The organism is Vibrio sp. MEBiC08052 (genome assembly GCF_001506075.1).
In the GTDB taxonomy this organism is placed as follows: domain Bacteria; phylum Pseudomonadota; class Gammaproteobacteria; order Enterobacterales; family Vibrionaceae; genus Vibrio.
Map to the genome: position 1 here is coordinate 3434188 of NZ_KQ947475.1, position 23217 is coordinate 3457404.

General features: G+C 46.3%; 21 protein-coding genes. 11 read left to right on the top strand and 10 right to left on the bottom strand.

Going from position 1 to position 23217, the window contains the following annotated elements:
- Window positions 1-6: 6 nt before the first annotated feature.
- Complete coding sequence (locus tag VRK_RS14780) at window positions 7-1341, bottom strand: MATE family efflux transporter (RefSeq protein WP_059122077.1); 1335 nt, start codon at window positions 1339-1341, stop codon at window positions 7-9.
- A gap of 323 nt (window positions 1342-1664) precedes the next feature.
- On the opposite strand from VRK_RS14780, the gene VRK_RS14785 reads away from it, so the two are divergent.
- The 8 genes from VRK_RS14785 to VRK_RS14820 all read left to right on the top strand — a co-directional run bounded on the left by VRK_RS14785 (window position 1665) and on the right by VRK_RS14820 (window position 7765).
- Window positions 1665-4025 (top strand): Lon protease family protein, encoded by a 2361-nt coding sequence (locus VRK_RS14785; protein WP_059122078.1) that lies wholly within the window; start codon window positions 1665-1667, stop codon window positions 4023-4025.
- 22 nt (window positions 4026-4047) lie between these two features.
- Window positions 4048-4533, top strand: coding sequence for a GNAT family N-acetyltransferase (locus VRK_RS14790; RefSeq protein WP_059122079.1), 486 nt, complete (start codon window positions 4048-4050; stop codon window positions 4531-4533).
- A 104-nt stretch (window positions 4534-4637) separates the two neighbouring features.
- The gene (locus tag VRK_RS14795; protein ID WP_059122080.1) at window positions 4638-5120 is read left to right on the top strand and encodes a GNAT family N-acetyltransferase; all 483 of its coding nucleotides are present in this window, start codon (window positions 4638-4640) and stop codon (window positions 5118-5120) included.
- A gap of 92 nt (window positions 5121-5212) precedes the next feature.
- Window positions 5213-5767 (top strand): sugar O-acetyltransferase, encoded by a 555-nt coding sequence (locus tag VRK_RS14800; protein WP_059122081.1) that lies wholly within the window; start codon window positions 5213-5215, stop codon window positions 5765-5767.
- Window positions 5768-5786: 19 nt separating this feature from the next.
- Entirely contained in the window at window positions 5787-5981 is a 195-nt protein-coding gene (locus VRK_RS14805; protein ID WP_197413119.1) for a VOC family protein, read from the top strand.
- Window positions 5982-6069: 88 nt separating this feature from the next.
- Window positions 6070-6768 (top strand): aspartate/glutamate racemase family protein, encoded by a 699-nt coding sequence (locus tag VRK_RS14810; RefSeq protein WP_059122082.1) that lies wholly within the window; start codon window positions 6070-6072, stop codon window positions 6766-6768.
- A gap of 21 nt (window positions 6769-6789) precedes the next feature.
- A complete protein-coding gene (locus VRK_RS14815) occupies window positions 6790-7212 on the top strand; it encodes an MAPEG family protein (protein WP_059122083.1) in 423 nt (140 codons plus the stop codon).
- Between the two features lie 88 nt (window positions 7213-7300).
- Complete coding sequence (locus tag VRK_RS14820; protein WP_059122084.1) at window positions 7301-7765, top strand: acyltransferase; 465 nt, start codon at window positions 7301-7303, stop codon at window positions 7763-7765.
- Window positions 7766-7895: 130 nt separating this feature from the next.
- On the opposite strand, the gene VRK_RS14825 is transcribed toward VRK_RS14820, so the two are convergent.
- The 4 genes from VRK_RS14825 to VRK_RS14845 all read right to left on the bottom strand — a co-directional run bounded on the left by VRK_RS14825 (window position 7896) and on the right by VRK_RS14845 (window position 12010).
- Window positions 7896-9116 carry a glycoside hydrolase family 30 beta sandwich domain-containing protein gene (locus VRK_RS14825; RefSeq protein ID WP_082671408.1) on the bottom strand — a complete coding sequence of 407 codons (1221 nt, stop codon included), beginning with the start codon at window positions 9114-9116 and terminating at the stop codon, window positions 7896-7898.
- A 626-nt stretch (window positions 9117-9742) separates the two neighbouring features.
- Window positions 9743-9979: a non-oxidative hydroxyarylic acid decarboxylases subunit D gene (locus VRK_RS14835; RefSeq protein ID WP_059122086.1), complete on the bottom strand. Its 237-nt coding sequence runs from the start codon at window positions 9977-9979 to the stop codon at window positions 9743-9745.
- Window positions 9976-11415, bottom strand: coding sequence for a non-oxidative hydroxyarylic acid decarboxylases subunit C (locus VRK_RS14840; RefSeq protein WP_059122087.1), 1440 nt, complete (start codon window positions 11413-11415; stop codon window positions 9976-9978). Before VRK_RS14840 ends, VRK_RS14835 begins: the two co-directional genes overlap by 4 nt.
- Complete coding sequence (locus tag VRK_RS14845; RefSeq protein WP_059122088.1) at window positions 11405-12010, bottom strand: non-oxidative hydroxyarylic acid decarboxylases subunit B; 606 nt, start codon at window positions 12008-12010, stop codon at window positions 11405-11407. The genes VRK_RS14840 and VRK_RS14845 overlap by 11 nt, the downstream gene beginning before the upstream one ends.
- Before the next feature lie 219 nt (window positions 12011-12229).
- On the opposite strand from VRK_RS14845, the gene VRK_RS14850 reads away from it, so the two are divergent.
- Entirely contained in the window at window positions 12230-12646 is a 417-nt protein-coding gene (locus VRK_RS14850) for a MarR family winged helix-turn-helix transcriptional regulator (RefSeq protein WP_059122089.1), read from the top strand.
- A 74-nt stretch (window positions 12647-12720) separates the two neighbouring features.
- Here VRK_RS14850 and VRK_RS14855 read toward each other — a convergent pair whose 3' ends face one another.
- Both VRK_RS14855 and VRK_RS14860 read right to left on the bottom strand, forming a co-directional pair.
- Window positions 12721-13872 carry an MFS transporter gene (locus VRK_RS14855; RefSeq protein ID WP_082671409.1) on the bottom strand — a complete coding sequence of 384 codons (1152 nt, stop codon included), beginning with the start codon at window positions 13870-13872 and terminating at the stop codon, window positions 12721-12723.
- Between the two features lie 255 nt (window positions 13873-14127).
- The gene (locus VRK_RS14860) at window positions 14128-14538 is read right to left on the bottom strand and encodes a prenylated flavin chaperone LpdD (protein ID WP_059122091.1); all 411 of its coding nucleotides are present in this window, start codon (window positions 14536-14538) and stop codon (window positions 14128-14130) included.
- A 297-nt stretch (window positions 14539-14835) separates the two neighbouring features.
- Between VRK_RS14860 and VRK_RS14865 the strand changes: the two genes are divergently transcribed.
- On the top strand, window positions 14836-15102 hold the full coding sequence (locus VRK_RS14865; RefSeq protein WP_059122791.1) for a YrhK family protein: 267 nt from the start codon (window positions 14836-14838) through the stop codon (window positions 15100-15102).
- A gap of 94 nt (window positions 15103-15196) precedes the next feature.
- On the opposite strand, the gene VRK_RS14870 is transcribed toward VRK_RS14865, so the two are convergent.
- Complete coding sequence (locus VRK_RS14870; protein WP_059122092.1) at window positions 15197-15505, bottom strand: hypothetical protein; 309 nt, start codon at window positions 15503-15505, stop codon at window positions 15197-15199.
- Window positions 15506-15752: 247 nt separating this feature from the next.
- On the opposite strand from VRK_RS14870, the gene VRK_RS14875 reads away from it, so the two are divergent.
- On the top strand, window positions 15753-18587 hold the full coding sequence (locus VRK_RS14875) for an FAD-binding and (Fe-S)-binding domain-containing protein (protein WP_059122093.1): 2835 nt from the start codon (window positions 15753-15755) through the stop codon (window positions 18585-18587).
- A gap of 70 nt (window positions 18588-18657) precedes the next feature.
- Here the strand turns inward: VRK_RS14875 and glgB are convergent, their stop codons facing one another.
- Both glgB and malQ read right to left on the bottom strand, forming a co-directional pair.
- Window positions 18658-20850: a 1,4-alpha-glucan branching protein GlgB gene (gene glgB, locus VRK_RS14880; RefSeq protein ID WP_231735783.1), complete on the bottom strand. Its 2193-nt coding sequence runs from the start codon at window positions 20848-20850 to the stop codon at window positions 18658-18660.
- 186 nt (window positions 20851-21036) lie between these two features.
- Entirely contained in the window at window positions 21037-23208 is a 2172-nt protein-coding gene (gene malQ, locus VRK_RS14885) for a 4-alpha-glucanotransferase (RefSeq protein WP_443083481.1), read from the bottom strand.
- Window positions 23209-23217: the final 9 nt, after the last annotated feature.

The window sequence follows — 23217 nt, forward strand, 5'->3', positions numbered from 1 at the left end:
GACATTTTAGCCAGCAGATACCTCTTGCTCGATCTGCCGTATGGTTCTTCGATAGATCAGCCAGGCACACAGACCCGCCAGAATGTTGCCGATCATTGAACCGAGATAGATACCTTTCAGTTCAGCTATCTGCGCACCGATCCACAAACAAGGGAGGAAAAATACGAACAGCCGCAACGCTGAGATCACCAACGCGGTATATGATTTCGCCAACGCATTTTGGATCGACACCATTAACATGCAGATGCCCAACGGGCCAAGGCTGATGGGAACAAAAATCAGATGCCACCGGAGTAATCGCTGTATCATCTCAGCATCGGCCATCCATACCACAATCGAACTCGCCAGAAAAAATACCAATACCGCAAGTACAGTCTGAAAAATCAGTACAAATCTCACCGCAATACCGACCAGATGACGAATTTCCGTAATTTTTCGCTCACCAAGCATTCTGGCAACCATGGGCGGCATTGCCATCGTGAGCGCCAATACAGCCACCAGTGAGAAAAACTCAAACCGTGAACCAACCGCCCATGCGGCAACAGGTTCATTGCCGAACGAAGCCAAAATGTGTGTTGCCATCATCGAAGAAATTGGCGGCAGTAGCTGACTCACCGTTGCCGGCCCCATCACCTGTGAAATCGACTTGACACTGGCCCGAATATCCAGCCCTTCCCATTCAAACGACATCCAGTGGCGGGAAATCACTTTCACCGCAACCACAGCAATGCCAATCCCAAACGCACAGATAGTTGCCAATGCTGCGCCATTTATCCCGAGATCGAACGAGAAAATAAAAATCGGATCCAAAATCAAGTTCACCACACTGGTGACCATCATCATCGTTCCGGGGAGGATCGTATTGCCATTGGCCCGACAGATACTATACAAGAAATACAAGGTTGCACCGGTCCAGGCACTGATCAGCCAGACAATCCAATATTGATCGATAATGGGGAATACTTCCGGTGTTGCGCCCAAGAGTGCCAGAATCGGATGGCGCAGCAGATAGATCAGCACCGTCAGTACCGCCACACTGATACTGCCAATCGTCAGAATCAGGCCACCCAACTGTTTCGCATCCTGTTGCTTGCCTGCACCGAGCACTCGGGCAATCACGGATGTAGTCGCGATTCCCAACCCGACCTGCAAACCAATGATGACCATCTGCATCGGTAGTGTGAATCCTTGGGCTGCCAGCGGCAAAACGCCCAACTGGGCAATAAAAATACTGTCAACCAACTGGAATCCCATCAGAGAAAGTACACCAAAGACCATTGGCCAAGTCATAGTTAGAAGCTGGCGACTCAGTGATTGCGGAACATTTACAGTTTTCTGCATAAAAATAGAAACTCTTATTTCGTCAGATCAAATCAAACATCATTGATACATTTCACCCGAACATCAGCACAGCACAGGAACCGTATCGGTCTCGCCACATCACGCTTCTCTTTGTTCTGTCAGGTCAAAAGGAACGCTAGTCTACTGACTCTATGATGATTATCAAAGCACTCTTTCCCTGTCACCATCATTTCATGATTCGGTTACATTTCACCATAAATTGCTGTTTATTTGTCCAATCAGATACGAATCAGCACTAAGTCACTAAAAATGCAAACAATTACATCTACACTGAGCAAAAAAGGAAAGGCGTGAGGGAATTCATGGCAATCGAACGACTACAAACACATCAGCTTTATCATGTAGCCAAGCTGGAAAAGCTATCCAGTAAGTCCACCAAAGATTTACCCCCTATCGATGAGATCGTCGGGCAAGAACGGGCACAAAAAGCGGTTGAATTCGCCATGTCGATTAAAGAGAAAGGGTACAATATTTACGCCATCGGCAGAAACGGACTAGGAAAACGGACGATGGTACTACGCTATCTTAACCGTCACCAACATGAGCCGGATGCCCTGTTCGACTGGTGCTACGTCGCCAATTTTACCGAAAGTCGTACCCCGAAAGTCTTAAAATTACCACTCGGGCTCGGTAATCAGTTGCGGCATGATATTGAAAAGCTACTCGAAAAACTGGTGGGCGCGATTCCACTGGCATTCGATAACGAGCTGTATATCGGCCGGGCGGAACAGCTCAAAAATCAGCTCGCCACCAAGCAGCAAACCGAGTTAGAGCAAATTACCAAAGACGCAAAGGAAAAAGGCGTCAGCCTGACAATCACCCCGCAAGGCGATTATCAGTTCATTGCCATGAATGGTGATGAGATGCACACCGAATCGACCTTTGAGGCATTAACCAAAGAAGAGCAGACTTATTTCAGTGAAACCATTGACGAACTGGAAGTCAAACTGCGGAATATGGTTCGCCAACTCTCAGAATGGGAAGAAAGCTACAACGAAAAAATCAAAAAGCTTAATGATGAAGTCACAGGCGAAGTGCTCAATCACTTTATCAAAAAACTCAAAAAGGATTATTCCGGTTATCCAGAAATCAAAACCCATCTTGAAGATCTGCGCAAAGACATTATCGATAATGTCGATATCTTTCTTGAGGAAAGTAGCGAACAAGGTGAAATTGCGGCAGCCGCACTGGAAAAAAAATTCCCCCGCCGCTACAAAGTCAATGTATTGGTGAGTCATCCGGAAGATTGCTTCCCGATTGTGGTTGAAGAGAATCCGAATTATCACTCGCTGTTCGGCTATATCGAAAACGCTACCTATAAAGGCACTGTATTTACCGACTTTTCACTGATTCGCTCGGGCAGTTTACACCGTGCCAATGGCGGAGTTCTGCTCATGGACGCGATTAAAGTATTGGAACGTCCCTACGTCTGGGACGGTCTCAAACGCGCCTTGCGTTCACGGCAGATCAGCATGACCTCGCTGGAGAGAGAGGTCACATTAAGCGGGACGATTTCGTTGGATCCCGAACCCATTCCACTGAATGTGAAAATCATTCTGTTCGGCGATTATCGGACCTACCAACTGATGACACATTATGATCCGGAGTTCGGAGAACTCTTCCGGGTCACCGCTGACTTTGAAGATGAAATGCCCCGCACCGCAGATTCCGAACTGCAATACGCACGGTTTATCTCCAGTTTTGTGCACGACAACAACCTCCTGCATTGTGATCGCAAAGCGATTGGTCGCATCATTGAACACAGTTCCCGCATTGCCGGGGATCAAAATAAACTGTCGTTACACTCAGCACACATCGCGAATCTGCTGCGCGAATCGAACTATGTTGCCAAACAGGCCAACGCGAATATGATTCGTCAGGGTCATGTGGACGCAGCACTGCACAACCAAGAACTGCGGGTCAATCGTATCCAGCATAATGTGATGGAAGGGTTTCTCAACGGCACCACACTGATGCAGACCGAAGGAAATGCAGTCGGTCAGGTGAACGCACTGTCAGTGCTCAGCACCACCGATCATATGTTTGGCGTGCCGAATCGCATCACGGCAACCACTTGTTATGGGGAAGGCGATATTATCGATATTGAACGAAGCGTTGATCTCGGTGGCAGTATTCACTCAAAAGGCGTAATGATTCTCACCGCATACCTCCATTCGGTGCTGGGTAAGAATGCCAAACTCCCACTCACCACAACACTGACGTTTGAGCAATCCTATGGTGGTGTTGATGGTGACAGTGCCAGTATGGCGGAGTTCTGTGCCATTCTTTCTGCTTTTTCAAAACAGCCCAACCGACAGGATATCGCGATTACCGGCTCGATGAATCAGTTTGGAGAATCACAGCCGATTGGCGGATTGAATGAGAAGATTGAGGGGTTCTTCGATGTCTGTACCATCAAAGGCCGTCACCCACAACAGGGCGTGATTATCCCCCGCTCCAATGTACACAATTTGATGTTACGCAATGATATTGTCAATGCGATTGAAAAACAGGAGTTCCATATCTGGGCAATTGATCATGTCACCGAAGCGATCGAAATCTTCACCGGCAAACCCGCCGGCACCGCGACTGAAGACGGCAGTTATCCGATCAATTCGATCTTTGGGATTGCACAGGCAAAACTGAACGCAATGCGTAAATAAAACAGCATAGGGAGTTATTTTTATGCTCAGAGAAATCACAAGAGCAGAGTTTGAATCGTTTTGGCCGACCTTTTCTGCGGTAATTCAGGCGCAGGAAACTTATGCATTCGACCCGAATATGACGCAAGAAGATGCGTTCGTTCTCTGGTGTGAAACACCACTGCAAGCCTATGCTTTTATTGAAAACGAGATTGTATTGGGCACTTATTATATCAAGCCAAATGCACTAGGGCCGAGTCGCCATATTTGTAATTGTGGGTACATGGTCTCAAGTGCAGCCAGAGGGAAGGGAATTGCCCGTCAAATGTGTGAACATTCACAGCAAAAGGCGCTTGAATTGGGTTTTGACGCTATGCAGTTTAATAGCGTTGTCTCTACCAATGACGTTGCTGTCAGACTATGGCAGAAACTCGGTTTTACAATCATCGGTACCATTCCTAAAGCTTATCAGCACGCTCGGCTTGGATTGGTTGATAGCTACATTATGTACAAATGGTTACGGAGATAATCATTCGTTCAAACTGGCAGTTAGGTGTCGTTAATACTCGTTTGTATCATATCAATATGGCAGACTGTCGGGTAAGCAACCCCATACGATGAATTCACACAACGATGAAGATACAAACATACTCACCAGAATGGGCCAGAGAGATTGCTGACTTATTTTATCAGTCTGTACATGCAATTGATCCTGCGATTTATACACCTGAGCAAAAAGCAGCCTGGGCACCGGCTCCGGTTAATTATGAGCTTTGGTCCGAGCGACTCAGTATCAAGAAACCATTTGTAGCAATCATCGACAATCATGTGGCCGGCTTTATTGAACTCGATAGTGACGGCCATATTGATTGCACCTATACGCATCCAAATTTTCAGGGAATCGGCGTCGCTTCGTCGCTTTATGAACATTTACTCTCACAAGCAAAAGAAGTCGGTATGACACGTTTATACGTTGAGGCATCACTCATTGCTAAACCTTTCTTTGAACGTCGTGGTTTTACAGTGGTCAAGCAGAATGAAGTGCAACGCAATGGCGAGTCTCTTATCAATTTTTCAATGGAAAAGCATCTCAACCATGATCATCAAGGCGCTTGAAAGTGAGAGTACTCACACATCGTTATCGTTCAATCACTGGTATTTTAAAGTAATGTAAGTGACAACATGCATACTTAAATGGTGATAAGAATATGAATGAATTTGAGAAAATGAACTCAGGCCTGGAATTTGATGCAACCAGCCCCGAATTTGCTGAATTGAGAAATGAAGCATTTGATTTACTGAAAGAAATTAATTCGCGCCAGTTTGAAGCGGCTAAACCTTACGTTGCCAAGCTGCTCAAGCATGTAGGAGAGAATACGGTGGTCTGCCCGCCATTTCTTTGTGAATATGGAAAAAGCATTTCTATCGGTAGCAATACTTACATCAATATGGGTGCAACAATGCTGGATAATGCGCCGATCAAAATCGGCAACCATGTGTTAATCGGCCCCAATACCCAATTTTATACCCCGACCCACTCATTAGATCATCAACAGCGTAAAAATTGGGAATTTCAGTGTTTACCGATCGTCGTCGAAGATGATGTCTGGATCGGAGGAAATGTCGTGATTTGCCAAGGTGTTACGATCGGCGCACGCTCGGTTGTCGCAGCAGGTGCGGTGGTGACCAAAGATGTTGCACCGGACACCTTAGTGGGTGGCGTACCGGCTCAATTTATCAAAGCGCTGGATAACAACGACTAGTCCGATTGCCCACCTTGGCGTGGGTTGTCGTAATAAAGATGAAGTGGATCAGTTGTGTCATCAAGCAAGAAAAGAAGGTATTTTAGCCAAAAAGGCTACGGATTCCGGCTATCCTGTCGGGTATTGGGCGTTTATTCGTGATCCGGACGGCCACACGCTTGAGATCTCTTATGGGCAAGAGATTGGTTTGACAGTTGAACAACATCAAGCTTAGCAAAAAATTCAGCCGACTCTCACCGCGTCGGCTGATGATCACTATTAAAGATGATAAGTGACTTACAATTTGAATAAGGATGTATCACATGAAAACCATTGGTTTATTGGGAGGAATGAGTTGGGAATCGACACTCAGCTATTACAAGGCAATCAACGAATCCGTACAAAATAAATTAGGCGGACTACATTCAGCCAAAATCAGTTTATACAGTGTTGATTTTGACGAAATAGAAAAGTTACAACACCAAGGCAAGTGGGATGAGACGGCTAAAATACTATCTGACTCGGCCAAATCTGTCGAATCAGGCGGTGCTGATTTCTTGTTGATTTGTACCAACACCATGCACAAAGTTGCCCCGCAAATTGAATCATCAATCTCGATTCCCATTCTCCATATTGCAGATGCCACTGCAGAGCAATTACTCGCCGACGGTATTCAAAAAGTTGGACTGCTCGGAACTCGATTCACAATGGAACAAGACTTCTACAAAAACCGTTTAACAGAAAAATTCGGGATTGAAGTGATTGTGCCAAATTCAGATCAACAAACCGTCATTCATGACATCATTTATCAAGAGCTGTGCCTGGGCGTAATACGTGATGATTCCCGGGCACAATATTTAGACATCATCCAAAGTTTATCTGCGCAGGGGGCTGAAGCGGTTATTCTCGGATGTACCGAAATCGCATTACTCGTAAAACAAGAACATACGGATGTAACCCTATACGACACCACGGCTATACATGCAGAAGCCGCGGTTTTGCTTGCTTTAAAAAATAGTTGATCAATATAACGAGGGAAAAATATGAATTCTATCGATCTATATACCGCTTCTTTTTGGGGTATTTTGGTTATGCTGCTCACATGGCTTATTCAAGGGCTAGTTGCAGCGACCACAAAAGCATCGCAGAAAAACGCAATTCCCGGGAAAATTGATCAATCACTAAGCCATGACTCTTTTGTTTTCAGGTCTCACCGTACTTTTATGAACTCACTGGAAAATCTCCCGATCATGTTGGGGACATCGTTTTTAGCCATACTGGTGGGTGCGAATGTATTTTGGTCAGGGGTGTTTATCTGGTTTTTTGCCGGAGCAAGAATTGTGCATATGGTGCTCTATTATGCGATTGCCACAGAAACCAACCCTAGCCCGCGGTCCTATTTCTTTTTACTCGGTCTGTTATCCAATATCTGTTTACTGGTTTTATGTGGGTTCACACTTGTCTGACAAGGATGAGTATGAGGTGTGGCTTATGGTAACGCATTCAGCCCAAAGCCATATGTAACATTCTTAAGCCACGTTTAAGGAGAGTAAAATGACAACACCACGGATATTAAAATCACAAGTTACTGATGTCAGTTTTGGTACAAACGTGACGATTGTCGAACCTTCAAATATCTATGGATGTGAGCTGAAAGATGATGTTTTTGTCGGCCCTTTTGTAGAAATTCAAAAAAATACAGTGATCGGTGCCCGAACAAAAATCCAGTCTCATACATTTATTTGTGAATATGTCACCATTGGCAATAACTGTTTTGTGGGACATGGCGTCATGTTTGCAAATGATTTATTCAAAAATGGCAAACCGGATCCAAATCCAGAGCACTGGGGACGAACTTTTATCGCGGATAATGTCATCATTGGCTCTCACGCAACCATTCTTGCGGTTCATATCTGTGAAGGGACGGTGATTGGTGCGGGTAGTGTTGTGACTCAAGATATCCATGAAAAAGGCATATACGCAGGTAATCCTGCCAGAAAATTAAGAGACCTCCCATAACCCAACGATACATACGATATGTACATTTATCCGAATCTATACATCAGAAAATACTGAACCTTGAGTCACGATTGCCTCAAGGTTCATTTTCGAGGTGAGGAAGATTCTCCTCACCTTAACTGACACAGCATTACTCAGACACGAATGTCATCACTGCCCAAGGATCCGCATAAGCAGTAAATCGGTTGTTACTTACCGCATATTTACCGCCATAGCTAACATTTTTAGACGCTGAAGTCACATATTTTGTCATGGAACCAACAGTGCCATTTTGTAACGTAAAGTCTAGCTTCTTATTTGAGTTCGTTCTGTTGACAACTGCAACCACAAGCTTGCCAGAACGATTCTTATAAGCCGTCACATAGACATTACTTTCAGGGACTTCTGTTGCAGCAATACGTACATCTCCCGGACGGATGAATTTAGAAAATTGGGACATGATATAACCACGTTTACTGATGTTACCGTCTTCAGTCAAAAAGCCGTAACTCCGACGGAGATACCACCAGATATACGCACTATAGTTAGAAACCATACTTTGATGCAGTTCTAAACCGACATTCATTGCCTTGTCCCAAATATTGGCATTATCAGTATCGGTATAGTGCTCGGTCATCCACAATTTTTTGCCCTTCTGGAGTGCCAGTGGATAATTTCTTGGTGTAACGCCATATAAATGACCACCAATAATATCAACATGACTACTCGCAACAGAGTCTTTCAAGATTGGATCAGAAAGCGCAGGATTAAAGCCTAATGATTCTGGTGCTAAAATTTTAAGAGAGGAACCCAGTCGCCAGCCTTGATCATTTAAATAATTGACAAAGTCTGCACCCGACCAGTCACAAGACTCATAATTGGGATGCCAATCCGGTTCATTTTGTATTGACAGTGCATAAATAGGTGCATTTTTACCAGCCATATAATTGGTAAAATCCATCAAATGATTGGTATATCCCCAATAATGTTCTTTTTTAAGTTTACCCCCATTATTTACATTGTTGTTGGTCTTCATATAAGCGGGTGGTGACCAAGGCGTTGCCAATAGTTTCGCACCATAAGAATAAGCAATTTGAGCCGTTGGTACTTGTCTGTACCATTGATTTGGGTCAGGATCGATTCGCATACGCATAACGGATAAACCCATTTGCCCATCACCATTACCAAATGCTTTTGTGGCTTGTTCTGAGGTTAGATCATTGACCCAACCGGGTGCATTCATCGCACCAAACCCATCAATCTCTTGATATTCAGCATTAAAATTAATGTATACAGAGCCAGCGACAGCATTTAAACTCATTGAACTGAGTAATAAAGTCGTTGAAATCCCTAGTAATTTTTTCATCTCCATATTTACCCAACCTTGTTTGTTAGTGTTAAATATTGTATGGCAGATATGACTGCCAATTGATTTACTCAACCAAACCGAGACCGTCTGGCTAGTAAAACTTAACGAGAACAACCTAATAACGAAAACAACTTAAAATGCATCCAGCATCTCTATATTAGGTAGCTCAGTCAACTATGCCACTCCATGCAATATATGTAACCTACAAAAATCAGAATATATGACTGATGCCAAGTAATTATACGGTGATAAAATATATTTAATTCAATAAACAAGATGTTTATTGTGACGTACGCCGTCCTGTTATAAACACTATTAAGAACATTAATTTCCCCGAATTTATTTGGGATAGCATGAATCAAACAATATATTATTCAATGAATATTCATGAAGAAAAAAATACTGAATATTACTTATTGACAAGTATCAAAAAAATATATCATAAAATTCAAAACTATGTTTTTATATGCTTTAAAATAATTTATTTCTCTCAAAATGGCACTAAAACTCAAATTCTGGGAGGAGACGACAGATCTAACCCGACTCGATTTTATGAGGACGGTTCAAAGAAAAAGAGAGACTCTCCCGGCTCGGAGTCGTCTCTCTGATACTTTACCCTTCCCTATGATTTATCGTTCATTCACAGGTAGTAATGGGGGGATTTCTGGTAATTGCAACGCGTTATCGATATCTGCCTGCGTCATTTTAAATGCATCGGGAAAATGCTCGCGACTCGTCCGTCTGAGCGGCTCTGTAGAACGCCAGGTATAGAGGCATCGTTGACATTGATATACCGTCCATACATCGGGAACCGGTGACTGAGCTAATGACACAATCTCTTCATGGGCACAGCGTGGACAAATCATAGTTTACCTTCCTTTGCTTCGTGAAGCATACGCGTTAATTTGGAGACCCACTCTTTCGTCTCAGGTAGATCTTTGACAGGCATACTGTAGTTACCTCGATTATCCGGAGCGACTGGCGTTGTAGCATCGATAATCAACTTATCCGTGATGCCCGCCGGGGATGAACCGGGATCCAGTTCGAGTACCGACATATTGTTTAGTTGAACTAAGTCACCTGCCGGGTTGACTTTCGATGACATTGCCCACATCACTTGTTTTAAATCGAAAGGATCAACATCTTCATCGACCATAATGACCATTTTGACATAGCCAAGGCCATGCGGTGTGGTCATGGCACGCATCCCAACCGCTCTGGCAAACCCGCCGAAACGTTTCTTTGTCGAGATAATCACCAATAAACCATGGGTGTACATGGCATTCACCGCCTGCACCTCAGGAAACTCGGCTTTGAGTTGTTGATACAAAGGAACACAAGTTGCAGGTCCAATCAGATAGTCAACTTCGGTCCACGGCATACCAAGATATAAGGATTCGAAAATTGGATTGCTCCGGTAAGATACCTTATCAATTCTGACCACGGTCATTCTCCGGCCACCAGAGTAGTGCCCGGTAAACTCACCGAATGGCCCCTCGATCTCACGGACACCACATTCAATCACCCCTTCGAGCACGACTTCAGATCCCCAAGGCACATCAAATCCGGTCAACGGTGCTTTCACAATCGGATAAGGCGTTTCTCTAAGAGCCCCCGCCATATCGTATTCAGACTGATCATATTTGAGTGGTGTTGCCCCCATCAGAGTGATAATCGGATCATTACCGAGTACGATCGCCACTGGCAGGTTCTCTCCCCTCTCCTCGGCTTTATGCAAATGAATCGCAATGTCATGCATCGGAATCGGCTGCAAACCTAACTTTCTTTTGCCTTTGACTTCCAGCCGATAAATCCCGACATTCTGCTTGTCGAAATTTTCCGGATCCGTCGGATCCCGGGAAACGGTACACGCTTTGTCGAGATAGAATCCACCATCCCCATCGTTGAGCCGGAAAAGAGGCAGAATATCAAACAAATTGATCGCTTCGCCTTCAACGGTATTTTCTGCCCAAGGTGGGTTGTCCCGATACACAGGTGCCACCGGGAAATTGTCCCAGCGACGAATAAATTCGTCGATCTGTTCTTTCACGGGCGTATTCGGTGGCAGCCCAATCGAGATCGCGTGATTTGGCCACGATCCAACGGTATTCATCGCCACTCTGGCATTGGTGAATCCCTCGATATTATCAAACCAAAGCGCCGGAGCACCGTCACCGATTCTTCCGGCCGCATTGGCCGCAGCGGCAATATCTGGCTCCGCCTTGACCTGCTCGGTGATTCTCAGCAGTTGGCCTTGCGCTTCTAACGCATCTAAATAACTTCTTAAATCATCAAAAATCATCAACGATTTCCTCATCATGTCTATTGGTTCTTTGAGAAAGACCTTGCCAGCGTTTCGCGAATGGAGCATCCAGACCAAACTGGTCCAGCACTCTTGTCACAATATGCTGTTTAATATCCTCGACAGACTCAGGTCGGTTGTACCATGCAGGCATAGGGGGCACCATAGCGACACCTATTTTGGCAAGCGCCAGCATATTCTCTAAGTGGATAGGATTGAGCGGCATTTCCCGGGGAACAAGAACTAATCGACGTTGCTCTTTTAAGATCACATCAGCGGCCCGGCCAATTAAACCATCAGCGTATCCGGAGCGAATACCGGCTAAAGTCTTCATACTGCAAGGAATGATGATCATACCGTCTGTTCTGAATGAACCGGATGAAATCGCAGCCGCCTGATCTGCGGAATGATACGTGACATCGGCCAGAAGACTCACCTCTCTGGCCGTCATCGACGTTTCAAGTTCAATCGTCGTTTTTGCCCAACGCGACATCACAAAATGTGTTTCTACATCCGGGATTTGCTGTAAAGCCTGCAACAGCGTGACAGCCAAAGGTGCCCCGGTAGCACCTGTCATTCCAACAATTAGCCTCATACACCCTCAAAATTGTGATTGAAATATTGTTCGCATACGAACAATATGATTAAACTAAATCTTATATGTCCAAAAAGCAATCTTAAAATTTCAAATCAGCGATACCTAAGTTCCCTTGAGATAACTTGGGTATATAATTAACAACATACGTAATTAATGGATATTTTGAATGACACCGTGCCCCCCTTTCTTCATCAAGATCAAGGATGACCTGAACAGATGACTGACACATTAGATTCGGCTGTATTTCACTTAATGCGGAAACTATTTCAAGAACATACGTCTTGTTGGCAAGAAGCATTACCACACGTGACGAAACCACAGTTTTCTGTGCTACATGCGATTGCCCAATCTCCGGGGATTGAACAAGTTGATCTAGTGGAAGCCGCCATTACTACCAAAGCAACACTGGCAGAATTACTGGGCAGAATGGAAAAACGGGGGCTGATTAACCGACAGCATGGTACTCAAGATAAAAGACGCCGTTTTGTCTATTTAACTGCAGAAGGGGAAAAGCTTTACCATGCTTCAATGGAAATCGTTCAATCGCTCGATATGAAATTTCTCAGTCGTATCTCTGAAGCAGATCATCAACAATTGTTGCAAATTCTGAATACATTATCCGTCGGCCGTTAATCGTCCGCTCCCAAAACGTCAAAAGCACCGACAGTCTGCCAGTGCTTTTGCATTGTCGTTTCCGGTACGAAGTATCAGCCCCCGGCAACCCACTGACGTTTGGTTTTGATGCTGGAAAGCAGCATATAGAAACAAGTACTGAGTGAAATCACAAATAAATAGCCCAATAATCCCTGATTGCCTTGCATAAACCAGTTTGCCATGATCGGTCCCACCACAGAGCCGACACTGTAGCTAAACAGCATTACCTGCGATGCAGATACAATATAGTTGGCATCTAACTTGTCACATCCCAGATTGATTGCAATCGGGTAGAGTGCAAACGTTGCAACGCCCAGCAGAAATAACCCAAGCACCAGCGCACTCATTCCAGAATAAAGGACAGGTAAAACTGATGCGCCAGCGCCAATCAGACAAAACATTGCCATCAGGAGTTTACGCCCCAGAAATTTTGACAACCAAGGAATCATTGGCTGTACGGCCATTGCTCCGAGGATAACCAGCGCAAGTAGGCTGCCAAGATGTGTGGTCTGAATCCCACGATTGGCGAGCTCAACCGGCATCAAACCATAAATTGCGCCCAGCATCAGCCCTGAAACCAAACACCCGATCAGTGCAGCATGACTAAGCTTGGTCATCTGTTTCCAGGATAAGCTCGTGGCTTGTTGTGTCGGCGGCTGATCCATTTCTCCATAAATCAGTACCACAGAAGCCAGCACCAGTAGCACGATAATGATCGTGAACGGGATAACGCCAGATACCCCTAAACCAATGCCAAGCTGGCCAATCGCAGTCCCACCGTACAAGGCCACCATGTAGATGCCTAAACGCTTCGCTCGTCGGGATGCATCACCATGCAACAGCCAAGATTCGACTACCACAAATACACCGGCAACCGCAACCCCGGCGACAAAACGCGCAGCAAGCCAGACAGAGGCATAAGGCAGTGATGGCAATATCACAATGGAGAGTAGCAAGATCACCAGACACCAGATAAATGCCAGCCGATGCCCGACACGGTTGACAAAAGGTTCCATCATCATCGCTCCCAGCAACAGACCGGCATAAAAAACACTGGCAAGCCAGCTCGCAAGCGATTCATCAAGCTCATAATGAGTCAGAATAAGTGGAATCAGGCTCATGAGATAACCAGACGCAATAGCATACAGCGCCAAAGCGATTACTGGCACCGCGATGCGCTGAGTAGCAATAGGGGAAGTATTCAACTGAATCGCCTCGAAATCAGATGGAACAACAGAAATAGGAGATTTTCGCGGCGAATATCGCGCTAACTCATCAAAAGATAAAATGAAAAATTGTAGTCTTAACGATTAATAATTTTTATCAAACAGATAAACAGACATTTTTCATTAACAAAATGGAGAGAGGCAGTTAAAAACACTAATTAAATGGTTTTTGTTTGGTATTTACTAGCATAAAAACTATCACGGTAAAAATTATCTTTTATAAAAACTACCCGATCAATCGCCTTTCGATCCGGCTTGCAGGCAATCGATCAGTTGCCGGACCAGTGTATCCACCATGTCAGGAATCTGCGTCAGATGCTTCGGCTTGGCCTGATCGATATGAATGCCACAACTGACCGAAACAACACAATTGAGTGCAGAAGCAATCGCCTGAGCCATACGATGTGCAAGCAGATCTTCTTTGTGACCTAAAACACATAACACCGACGTTGATGCACTCACCTTCGAGGCATCTTGCAAGCTTGCCCGTGGTTGCGCCAGTGCGACAGCACCGATATGTGCAGCATCGCCACCATGAATGCTCACCAGTAAGTCACGGCCAACGATCACTGCGACTAGCTCAATCACAATCCCGGCAGATTCCAGCTCTAACCGCACAATATGACCCGACGGATATGATGTCATTGATGTCTCCTTCTGTTCGTAATCGCTGTATTCTCAGTGATAGCTGTCGCTGTCAGCGTCTTTGTTACGCGCTCGCATCGTAGTCACAATCGAGCAGTGTGTAAAGTCTCATCACGCGTATCCGCCAGAAAGAAGCTGTGATTAGAATGGCTCAAAAATAAGCCATTATTCAGAGGGGAGTATTTGTTTTGTTGTGAAGATGTTACTCTGACAATCAAGATACATAACCTAAGCAACTCAGATTGATTCAGTCAGTTCAATCAATCCGTTCAATCAATACCCGATGGAGGCGTAGTGATTAATAGAACAAAGACAAAACTGGACATCAATATCGGTAGCGAACATCTAGTCATCCAGCAACGTTATGAAGCATTAAGTGCCTTCAATGATCTGCTCATTGCGATCTGGTTTCTGATCGGCAGCTTCTTTTTCTTAAGTAATTCGTTAGTCGAAAGCGGTACTTGGCTCTTTATTGTCGGCAGTGCTCAGCTCCTGATCAAACCATTTATCAAACTGACCAGTCTGGTTCATCTGTATCGTATTCAAAATCGCTGCAATAATTAACCCACAACGGTAGAATGACATCGGCTCCCACGTATACACCTTATACACGTGAGAGCCGATGACTCAGGATGAACAATAAGCCAAATAAGGAACGTTATTTCTCTTGATGCTTATCATTGCCAGCATCAGAGTTTTCTCCAACGACACCCTGATTCATTTCCGGCGCTTCTCCCATCATCTCTTGATCAGTCTTCGGCGCCTGACCATTATCCATTGTCTGAACACCGTCCATTGTTGCCGGATCGGCAGGCACTTGACCCGCATCCATTGTTGCAGAATCCGTTTGCTCACTGCTGGTCGTGGTTTTTTCAGTGGTTGCGTTATCATCGTTACATGCCGTTAGGCCAAAAGCAATTGCGGTTGTCAGCAGCATCATGGCAATCGGGTTTGATAGTTTAGACATACTTCTCTCCTGTTTTTCGAACGGCTGATGCGTTCACACATTAAATCAACTGAGGCTAGTGTAGTGAATTACGCAGAGAAGATTTCCAATTTCAGGTCAAGAGTTCGTACTAATTGTGTAAGAAATCAAACCGCTCCCTGACCTGAAAAACAAACTGTGCAGCAAACAACAGATCAAGAGATCGAAAAGCAGCTATATTGATCATTCGTGAATCCCATCATAAAAAATCAAACAAATAGGTAGAATCATGCAATGTCAGCCCCCGGAAGTTTCCGCACCATACCTACAGCTCATCACCCGCTTATCCTCTCGGCTTGATCCTCAATGTATTATCACTCAACCGGAACAACGGTTAGCTTACGGCACCGATGCCAGTTTTTACCGCCTGATTCCACAAGTGGTTTTACGATTGAAAAATATCGATGAGGTAATTTTTACCCTCCACGTTTGCCATGAACTCGATATTCATCTGACATTTCGGGCAGCCGGCACCAGCCTGTCCGGTCAGGCCGTTTCAGACTCAGTGCTGGTTACCCTGAGCGACGACTGGCGTAACTATCAGATTTCAGATCAGGGTCATAAGATCAGGTTACAACCCGGTGTGATCGGGGCCGATGCCAATCGCTATCTGGCACCCTATCAACGCAAAATCGGACCGGATCCCGCCTCCATCAACGCATGTAAAATCGGGGGGATCGCTGCCAACAATTCCAGCGGGATGTGCTGTGGCACGGCCCAGAACTCATATCAGACCGTCGCAGATATCCACATTATTTTTGCGAACGGGAGTGAACTCAATACCGCCGACCCCGAGAGCGTTCAGGCATTCAAACAACAAAATCCAACCCTGATCCACGGAATTGAAACGCTCTGCGAGCAAACCCGGCAAAACCGCCAATTGACCGATTTGATTCGGCATAAATACCGTCTGAAAAATACCACTGGCTATGCACTCAATGCCCTGATTGACTATACCGACCCGATTGACGTGATTAAGCATTTAATGATCGGCTCCGAGGGAACGCTGGGATTTATTGCCGAGATCACCTACCACACAGTCGCAGAACATCCGTTTAAAGCTTCAGCGCTGCTGGTCTTTGCCGACATAGAACAAGCCAGTCAGGCCGTCACGACACTCAAGGAAACCCCTGTTGCTGCCGTGGAAATGATGGATGGCCGTTCACTCCGGGCGATTGCCGATAAACCGGGAATGCCGGATTTCATCGCCACGCTGGATCAACATACGACCGCGTTACTGATTGAGTCTCATAGCCAGAGTGAACAGCAACTCACGATGCAATGTGATCAGATTATGCAGCAACTCGCGACTTATTCGATTCTGGAGTCCGTCCCATTTACCTCAGATCAACAGACTGTGACAACGCTATGGGGAATTCGTAAAGGCCTTTTCCCGGCAGTTGGTGCGGTGCGTGAAACCGGAACAACGGTCATTATTGAAGATGTTGCCTTTCCGATTGAACATCTGGCCGGTGGTGTACGTGATTTGCAAACGCTATTTAACAAGCATCACTATGATGAGGCGATTATTTTCGGTCATGCACTGGAAGGTAATCTACATTTTGTCTTTACGCAGGGCTTTGAAGCGCCGGAAGAAATAGCACGATATAGTGCATTTATGGATGATGTCGCACAACTGGTCGCGGTGAAGTACCGCGGCTCACTGAAAGCAGAACATGGCACCGGGAGAAATATGGCTCCCTATGTTGAACTGGAGTGGGGAGCATCAGGTTATGCCCTGATGCAACAGATAAAGCAACTATTTGATCCCAATGGCAGGCTCAATCCCGGGGTGATTCTCAATCCGGATCCACAGGCGCATGTTCAACATCTCAAACCGATGCCACCAGCCGATCCACTGGTTGATCGCTGTATTGAATGTGGCTTTTGCGAGGCGGTCTGTCCGTCCCGCACACTGACCCTCTCTCCTCGCCAAAGGATTGTGCTGTACCGGGAGTTACAACATCGTCGTACCCTGAAGAAAGACAGCCCTGATGTTCGAGCGTTAGAACAGGTCTTTGAATATCAAGGCATCGATACTTGTGCCGCAACCGGCTTGTGTGCAACGCGCTGCCCGGTCGGGATCAATACCGGTGATTTAGTCAAACAGCTGAGAACCGAGAAATATCGACGCTATGATACAATTGCCCGCTGGACGACAAACCATTTCGCCACCACAACGCAACTGGCCAGAAACGGTCTCAAACTCAATGCATCGGCAACACGTCTGCTCGGACCGGAGCGAATGCAGCAATGGAATCAGCGGTTACGTCACCATGTAAAAATACCGAAGTGGTTACCGGAAATCCCGACACCAAATCGTGATGCCATTACCAAACACCGCGAGAGCCCAGCCAAGAATAAGGTCGTCTATTTTCCCTCCTGCGCAAGTCGGGCCATGGGAACCACCCCACAAGGCATGGATCATCGCTCGCTCACTGAAGTCACCCGTCGGTTACTCAATAAAGCAGGATTTGAAGTCATCATCCCTGACCATTTAAACGAACAGTGCTGCGGGATGCCTTATGACAGCAAAGGGATGACGTCACACGCACAATACAAAGCACAGCAGTTAGAACAGACTTTACTCGACGCCTCAGAACAGGGTCAATATCCGATTCTGATGGACACCAGCCCGTGTGTGCAGCGGCTGAAAACCGAGCTGAGTACGACGATGCAGCTCTACGAGCCGGCGGAATTTGTCAGTCGCTATCTGTTGGAATCACTGACAATTACCCCGACAGAAGAAACCATTATGCTCCACATTACCTGTAGTGCCCGAAAGATGGGATTGGAAGGCGTAATGCTAAAACTGGCTCAAGCCTGTGCCCGTAAGGTCATCGTCCCGGAACATATTCAGTGTTGCGGCTGGGCCGGAGATAAAGGCTTCACCACACCGGAGTTGAATCAGGCTGCATTACAACCGTTGAAAAATCAGATCCCGCCGGATTGTAAACGCGGCTTTAGTCATAGTCTGACCTGTGAGATCGGTCTTTCGCACCACAGCGGGATTCCTTATCAATCCATTTTATATCTGGTGGATGAAGTGTCCGGAAAGAGGTAAGAGTCTAGCTTGAAAGACAACAGCCCGATTTACATTGTAAATCGGGCTGTTTTGCATCGACACATATAGACTACGATTCTAATTTATAATAGACCGTCGCCAATGGCGGTATCCGTAACAACAACGAATGTGCTAATCCCTGACTCTCCACCGGTTCAGTTGTCGCGGTACTGACCACCGTGTAACCACTGCCGCAGTATTCATCATCATCCGAGTTAAAAATCAGTTGGTAATTCCCCTGCACCGGCATTCCCAAACGGAATTCATCATGAGGCACCGGAGTAAAGTTACTGATGATGAGAATCCGCTCACCGGATTCACAGATTCGCTCATGTGCCAGAATACTGATATCGGCAGCATCACCGAGACGCCATTCGAACCCTTCCGGTACCGAATCCCATTGATGTAATGCTTTTTCCTGACGATACAGAGCATTCAAATCCTGTGTCAGCTTCAGCACGCCCTGATGACGTTCATACTCCAACAGGAACCACTGTAGCTGACTTTCGTGTTGCCACTCTCCGGTTTGGCCGAATTCTGCCCCCATAAAGTTGAGCTTCTTACCGGGCTGACCATACATATAACCAAGGTAAGCCCGGAGATTGGCGGTCTGTTGCCATTCGTCTCCCGGCATTTTGTTGTGTAGCGAGCGCTTCCCATAAACCACTTCATCGTGCGAAAGCGACAAAATATAGTTTTCACTGAACGCATACAGTAGCGGGAATGTCACCACATTATGGTGGTATTTTCGGTGTACCGGGTCATGCTGAATATACTCAAGGCTGTCGTGCATCCAGCCCATATTCCATTTAAAACCGAATCCCAGCCCGCCGAGAAATGTCGGCATGGAAACCCCGGGGAATGCAGTCGATTCTTCAGCAATGGTCATCGCATTGGGGAAATGTTTATACACTTCCTCATTCATCCATTTTAATGTCGCGATGGCATCATAGTTCTCTCGTCCCCCGTCAACATTCGGGATCCATTGATCATGGCTGCGTGAATAATCGAGGTAGAGCATGGAAGCCACAGCATCAACCCGAATGCCGTCAATGTGGAATCGGTCAAACCAGTACAACGCATTGGAGACCAGAAAGCGACGCACATGTTCACGCCCCATATCATAGATATAAGAGTTCCAATCCTGATGCCAGCCGCGACGCGGGTCCGGATCGTGATAGAGCGGTGTACCGTCAAAATTATTCAGGCCATGTCCGTCGGCCGGGAAATGGGCCGGCACCCAATCCAAGACCACACCGATCTTCGCCTGATGACACTGATCGACAAAATACTTGAAGTCATCCGGTGAACCATAGCGGCTGGTAGGTGCAAATAAGCCAATCGGCTGATACCCCCACGACCCATAAAAAGGATGCTCGGCAATCGGCATCAGTTCAACATGGGTATACCCCATATCGATCAGATAAGGCACCAGCAGATCAGCTAACTCCCGATAATTGAGAAACTCCCCGTCGGGGCCAAGCTTCCATGAGCCGACGTGCAGCTCATAAAATGACAATGCTTCTTTGCGTTTTTCTGTGACTGGCCGGTTTTGCCAAGCCTCATCCTGCCAGACATAACGTGCATGATCATAAGTAACAGAAGACAATGATGGGAACTGTTCAGCGTAGAAGCCCCATGGATCGGCTTTATGGGGTAACCCTTCGCCATTCGGGCCTTTGATCTCAAATTTGTACTGCGTGCCTTCGGTCATTTCCGGGATGAAAATTCCCCAGATCCCATAATCAAGCCGCTGCATCGGGTGACGACGTCCATCCCATTGATTAAAATTACCGATCAGAGAGCATGATGAAGCGTGAGGGGCATAGACTAAAAAACGAATCCCCTCGATCTGCTTACCGCCCCGCTCCAGCGTGATGAACTGAGCGCCAAGATGCCGATACATTTCGATCGGGGTATGCAAATCATCATATTCGGCATAAATTGCATGATACTGATACGGGTCATCGAGGATCTGCTCTCCGCCTTTCCAGCGCACCGACAAGCGGTAATGGGTCAGACGTAACCCCATGTCCGACTGCAAAATAAAACCACCCCCCTCTTCTGGCGACATTTCGATCGGCTCTTGTTCATCAAGTAACACGAAGACCTGAAGCGCTCCGGGCATCCATACCCTGAGAACACCTTGCTCGGGAGAGATAAATGGCCCTAAAAAGGCAAATGGATCAGCAAATGAAGCCTGTGCCAATTTCTGATAAGTCTGCTGCTTTTTTGTCAGCTTCTGCTTCTGAACGGTTTTCAATATCCTTACTCCTAACCTAACGAACATGTCTGTTTACCCGTAAGCAGACCTAACCCTATTTTGACACGGTCAAATCTCCGGATACCATCTATCTGTTGATAAAACAACCCAATCTGCAGTTTACAAAACAACCCGATGCGATTGAGTGACTGCAATTCAATTTATGGATGACACACCTGCCGCAACCTAACGCTGATGTGTTCTCATCGCTGAAATTCGTGCTGCCAGATGTTGGATCGAGGGCCGTAAAAATAATGTTTCTAACGGTTCACAAAGCTTACGCCGCCAATTTGGATATTCCTCAACCGTTCCCGGAATATTGACCGGATTATCCATTTGTAACCAGTCTTCCAGTTGAATACTCATCAGTGCGGATGTCCCCGCAGCCATGTGTAAATGCATCGCCTCACACAGTGCCTCACTCATCGGTACAGTCATCGCATCTCGCCCGATATGCTCGGGCAGTAAACCATGCCAAGCGATCGAATCCAAAATGGCTTGTTTCTGATACAAACGGACATCCATTCTGAATTTGAATTGCGCCTCATCAGGGTAAAGCCCGATGTTATGCCCCATTTGCAGATCGAGACAATGCCAAAACCCTCGTAATGTTGGCATGTCATGCGTACATAATGCGGACATTGACTGCGCGGTATAATGCGCCGGAGAAAAAAATCCCCCGTCTTCAGCCGTTTGAAAAAAGAAGATTTTATAGGAATAGATACCGGCATCCGCTAACAGAGCAACAATCTCTTTCGGGACAGTCCCTAAATCTTCGCCAATGACACTGCATTGATGACGATGAGATTCGAGCGCTAAAATAGCCAGCAATTCATGAACGCGGTAATAGAGATAAGCGCCCTGAGTCGCGTTTTCTCCCCGGGGAATCCACCAGAGTCGTAACAGTCCGAGAATATGGTCGATCCGCAAAGCACCACAATGTTTCATATTCGCGCGCAGAAGTTGAATAAACGGCTCATAGGCCTGATTTCTGAGAGTCAATGGATTGAGCGGCGGCAACCCCCAGTTTTGTCCGAGTGGCCCGAGCTCATCGGGCGGCGCACCGATACTGACATCGAGTAATAAATCGCCCTGATCCGCCCACACTTCAGCACCGGATTCAGCAACACCGACCGCGAGATCGCGATACAGCCCGATCACCATCCCTTGCGCTTTGGCCGTGCGTTGCACATCCTGAATTTGTTCATCAGCGATCCATTGCAAGTAGAGATACAGATTGACGCGGTCAGGATTGTCACGCAGATAATCTTGTACCGCAGCATGGTGAAAATTCTGATAGCGCTCGGGGAAAACCTGCCATCCCCAAATACCGGCATCTTGCTCACACAGCTCGGCATGAATGGCATCAAAGGCTGCCTGTGATAGTAAAGACTCACCTCCCTGCGCCACAAAATCATGAAATGCCTGTCCGCGGTCAGTCAGTGAATCCAAATGCTGGCGTTTGAATGTCTCATAAAGCAGTGGCAGTATTTCCATTTTCAGCGCCACAACGTCGGTATACTGAACCCACTCACTGGCTCTGACCGAACTCAGGCGTTGACAAAAATCCGGGCTCGATATCTGTTGTTGCGCTAGCGGACAGTCGCTCAATTCAGGAATGGTACTCACATCAATATATAAAATATTCATCCAGCGACGAGAAGAAGGGCTGTAGGGACTGGCACTTTCAGGATAGGCCGGAAACAAAGCATGAATCGGGTTCAGGCCGACAAAGTTTGCCCCCAGTTCAGCCATTTTGATAACCAGTTGTTTTAAGTCGCCAAAATCACCGATCCCCCAGTTTCGTTGTGAACGCAGGGTATATAATTGCACACTCGGGCCCCACAACTTCTCTCCTTGTTGGAGTGCCGGTTGCTTATAGCAGGCTGACGGCGCCACAATGAGTTTGGTCTGATAGGGGCTCTGACGCCCTTTACGTAATACAGATAAGGTGTGATAACCGATAGGAAGCACCGTCGATAAAGAAAACACCAGCGGCCCGCCCTCATCACGCTCATCTCTGACAATCTGTGACTGAAGGTAACCTTCGTAACGCTCTCCTTGCTCTGTTTCCAGCGTCCACTGAAACTCACTTTCTCGCGCGCTACTACCCAAATGCAACGGTACTTCGATCACCTGATCAGCCTGACCAAACAAAACCGGTTCCAGAATCGGCTGTTTATGAATTCTTTCAGCTGAATGAAGTAATGCTTCCTGTGACTGAGTGTCGTAACCTAACGCATTGAGTAAATATTCAATCGTTTTACGACTCACAACCGCTTCTTTCCCTAAATTACTGGTATAACGATCAGCAATCCCCGCCTGACGGGCGACCGCAAATAAGCGGTCCTGTTCAATTTCCATGGC

Excerpts from the sequence above, each read along its gene's own strand:
- VRK_RS14785 (WP_059122078.1), top strand. The coding sequence starts at position 1,665 with ATGGCAATCGAACGACTACAAACACATCAGCTTTATCATGTAGCCAAG.
- VRK_RS14820 (WP_059122084.1), top strand. The coding sequence starts at position 7,301 with ATGACAACACCACGGATATTAAAATCACAAGTTACTGATGTCAGTTTT.
- VRK_RS14780 (WP_059122077.1), bottom strand. The coding sequence starts at position 1,341 with ATGCAGAAAACTGTAAATGTTCCGCAATCACTGAGTCGCCAGCTTCTA.
- VRK_RS14840 (WP_059122087.1), bottom strand. The coding sequence starts at position 11,415 with ATGATTTTTGATGATTTAAGAAGTTATTTAGATGCGTTAGAAGCGCAA.
- VRK_RS14810 (WP_059122082.1), top strand. The coding sequence starts at position 6,070 with ATGAAAACCATTGGTTTATTGGGAGGAATGAGTTGGGAATCGACACTC.
- VRK_RS14875 (WP_059122093.1), top strand. The coding sequence starts at position 15,753 with ATGCAATGTCAGCCCCCGGAAGTTTCCGCACCATACCTACAGCTCATC.
- VRK_RS14795 (WP_059122080.1), top strand. The coding sequence starts at position 4,638 with ATGAAGATACAAACATACTCACCAGAATGGGCCAGAGAGATTGCTGAC.
- VRK_RS14845 (WP_059122088.1), bottom strand. The coding sequence starts at position 12,010 with ATGAGGCTAATTGTTGGAATGACAGGTGCTACCGGGGCACCTTTGGCT.
- VRK_RS14825 (WP_082671408.1), bottom strand. The coding sequence starts at position 9,116 with ATGGAGATGAAAAAATTACTAGGGATTTCAACGACTTTATTACTCAGT.
- VRK_RS14790 (WP_059122079.1), top strand. The coding sequence starts at position 4,048 with ATGCTCAGAGAAATCACAAGAGCAGAGTTTGAATCGTTTTGGCCGACC.
- VRK_RS14870 (WP_059122092.1), bottom strand. The coding sequence starts at position 15,505 with ATGTCTAAACTATCAAACCCGATTGCCATGATGCTGCTGACAACCGCA.
- VRK_RS14860 (WP_059122091.1), bottom strand. The coding sequence starts at position 14,538 with ATGACATCATATCCGTCGGGTCATATTGTGCGGTTAGAGCTGGAATCT.
- VRK_RS14850 (WP_059122089.1), top strand. The coding sequence starts at position 12,230 with ATGACTGACACATTAGATTCGGCTGTATTTCACTTAATGCGGAAACTA.
- VRK_RS14835 (WP_059122086.1), bottom strand. The coding sequence starts at position 9,979 with ATGATTTGTCCACGCTGTGCCCATGAAGAGATTGTGTCATTAGCTCAG.
- VRK_RS14800 (WP_059122081.1), top strand. The coding sequence starts at position 5,213 with ATGAATGAATTTGAGAAAATGAACTCAGGCCTGGAATTTGATGCAACC.
- VRK_RS14815 (WP_059122083.1), top strand. The coding sequence starts at position 6,790 with ATGAATTCTATCGATCTATATACCGCTTCTTTTTGGGGTATTTTGGTT.